Source organism: Amycolatopsis thailandensis (assembly GCF_042723255.1).
GTDB lineage: Bacteria > Actinomycetota > Actinomycetes > Mycobacteriales > Pseudonocardiaceae > Amycolatopsis > Amycolatopsis thailandensis.
On sequence record NZ_JBHXJK010000216.1, the window covers coordinates 1 to 1,628 of the forward strand.

Genomic DNA, 1,628 nt, shown 5'->3' on the forward strand with positions numbered 1-1,628 from the left:
GTCTTGGACCTTGATCAACGGAGGATCCGGGACACTCAACGTCCCCGATCCTCCGTTGATCAAGGTCGTGCCAGGCGTGACCGGTGACGGGGGAAGATTCCGGACGCTCAACGGCCGGAATCTTCCCCCGTCGACCACACCGGCTTCATTTGACCGCCAAACACACCAGTGGGTAGGTAAATACGGTCCGCCAGAACCCGAAACGCCACTCACGACACCCGCTTACGCGACTTTGCCGAGACCCTGCCCTTCAGGGTAGGGAAGGAGGGGCGGATTCATGCGGTCGTCGCAACATGCTCTATTTAGGACAGTAGCAAGTTAAGTTTTTCTTGGGGTGTAAGCCAGTCCAAGGTTTTGCGGGGGCGGCCGTTGAGTTCGGCGGCCACTCTCGCGAGATGCTCGGGGCTATGGGCTGAGAGGTCGGTGCCTTTGGGAAAGTATTGGCGGAGCAGACCGTTGGTGTTCTCGTTGCTGCCACGTTGCCAGGGCGAGTGCGGGTCGCAGAAGTAGATGTCCAGGTCGGTGGCCAGGGTGATCTCGGCGTGCCGGGCCAACTCAGTGCCCTGGTCCCAGGTCATCGACTGTTTCAGCTGCTCAGGCAGGGTGCGGATGGCGGTGATCATGGCGTCGCGGACGGCGACGGCGTCGTGGCCGTCGGGCAGGTGCAGCAGCAGGCAGAACCGGGTGCTGCGCTCGACCAGGGTGCCGATCGCGGACTTGTTCGAGGCACCGAGGATCAGGTCGCCTTCCCAGTGCCCGGGCACAGCCCGGTCCTCGGCCTCGGCCGGACGCTGGCTGATCGGTACCATGTTCGGGATCCGTGGCGTTCGGGCCTCGGCCTGGCGGCGGGGTCTACGCAGCGCCCGTCCGGTCCGCAGGCAGGCCGCGAGGTCGCGGCGCAACGCGCCACGACCTTGCACATAGATCGACTGATAGATCGTCTCGTGGGACACCCGCATCTCCGGACTGTCGGCGAACTCGGCCACCAGCCTGGCCGAGATCTGCTCCGATGACCACCGCAGCAGCAACCGCTCCTGCACATGATCCCGCAACCCGGCATTGCCAGGATCGGCCAGTTTCGCCGTCTTCGGCCGCTTCGCCCGCTTCCGCGCCGCCGCCTCCGCCACATGGGCCCGATACCGATCCGGGCCACCGTTGTTGTTGATCTCCCGGCTGATCGTCGACGCCGCCCGGTCCAGCCGCCGCGCGATCTCCCGCACACCGTCACCGCCGGCCAGGCCACGAGAGATCTCCTCCCGCTCCTCCACCGACAAATACCGTGTCCCCAACAGACGGGGCGCATTACCCATCACCCCACCAGCCTCGCCGAACCACCGCCGACCGGTCTCCTGCGCCACACCCGCCACCAACGAGGCAGGCATCACAGCCAGCCCCGCCCGAATCCCCTCCCAAAACCGCACCCGCACACCCCGCGCCAACGGCACACGACCAGCCACCACAACCTCCGACCACAACCGGTGTTGCAACGACCCCGTGAACCCAAGAGGCCTTCACGGCCTGGTGTGGGTTATCGCCTTCCGCCGGGTGTGGACCCGGCGGGAGTGCGTTGGGGGATACCCATAGGGACACAAACAACGGGTTTAAAATGGGTTTGGCAACAAGGGGGC

General features: G+C 65.4%; 1 protein-coding gene. It reads right to left on the reverse strand.

Going from position 1 to position 1,628, the window contains the following annotated elements:
• Positions 1-302 precede the first annotated feature (302 nt).
• On the reverse strand, positions 303-1,457 hold the full coding sequence (locus ACFWMR_RS41050) for an IS30 family transposase (protein ID WP_449224353.1): 1,155 nt from the start codon (positions 1,455-1,457) through the stop codon (positions 303-305).
• Positions 1,458-1,628 lie beyond the last annotated feature (171 nt).